1 pseudogene is annotated in these 1216 nt (G+C 64.8%); it reads left to right on the plus strand.

The annotated features are described in order from the left end of the window. Positions 1-66: 66 nt before the first annotated feature. Positions 67-1208: pseudogene (locus tag ABS772_RS11215) on the plus strand (IS3 family transposase). The last annotated feature ends 8 nt before the right edge of the window (positions 1209-1216 follow it).

The following is a 1216-nucleotide window of genomic DNA, read 5'->3' on the forward strand; positions in this document are numbered from 1 at the left end:
TGACCTGACCGGCTGGCTTTGGACCGGGCTGATTGAGAGGATCAGTCAGGACCGAAGGAGTCGGACATGCGGCGAGGACAGAAGACGAGTGCGGAGCAGGTCGTGCTGAAGCTGCGCCAGATCGAGGTGCAGACCGCCCAGGGCAAGAGTTTGGCGTTGGCGTGCAAGGAGGCGGAGATCTCCGAGCAGAGCTATTACCGCTGGCGCAAGGAGTACGGCGGCCTGAAGATCGATCAAGCCAGGAAGATGAAGGACTTGGAGCGCGAGAACGCGCGGCTGCGGCGGCTCGTGGCCGACCTATCCCTAGAAAAGCAGGTGCTGGCGGACGTCGCCTCGGGAAACTTGTAGCCCCCGAGCGACGCCGGCAGGCGGTCGACGGCATTCGGGAGAAGTACGGCCTCTCGGAACGTCACGCTTGCCGGATCGTCGGTCAGCACCGCAGCACGCAACGCTACGTGCCGACCGTGCTGGCCGACGAGGATGATCTGACCCGCGCCATCATTGCCCTGGCGTCCGAGTACGGGCGCTATGGCTACCGCCGCGTCACCGCTCTGCTGCAGGCAGACGGCTGGCAGGTGGGCAAGGATCGGGTTCAGCGCATCTGGCGTCGCGAGGGGCTGAAGGTCCCGAGCCGACATAGACCCCGCAGCCGCCTCTGGCTGAACGACGGCTCGTGCGTGCGACTACGGCCGCTTCGCCGCAATCACGTCTGGAGCTTCGACTTCGTACAGGCTCAGACGCACGATGGGCGAAGCCTGCGCATCCTGACGCTGATCGATGAGCACAGCCGGGCGTGCCTTGCGCTGAAGGTGGCGCGGCGCATCAACAGCCTGGGTGTGATCGAGGCGCTGGCCGACGCGATGTGCCTGCATGGCATCCCAGAGCACATCCGCTGCGACAATGGCCCTGAGATGATCTCGAAAGCACTGCGCAAGTGGGTCGCCAAAGCTGGCTCGCAAATCCAGTACATCGCGCCGGGCTCGCCGTGGGAAAACGGGTACTGTGAGAGCTTCAACGGCAAGCTGCGCGACGAGTGCCTGCGCCAAGAGGTCTTCTACTCGCTCAAGGAAGCCCAGGCCGTGATCGCCCTTTGGCAGAACACCTACAACCGCGTCCGGCCGCACTCATCCTTGGGCTACCGGCCGCCCGCGCCTGTTAGCTTCCCCGATCTGGCCTTCCGGCTACCCATGGCAGCGGCCATGCAGTAGCCTCTCAC

The organism is Methylorubrum podarium (assembly GCF_040270385.1).
Taxonomy (GTDB): domain Bacteria; phylum Pseudomonadota; class Alphaproteobacteria; order Rhizobiales; family Beijerinckiaceae; genus Methylobacterium; species Methylobacterium podarium.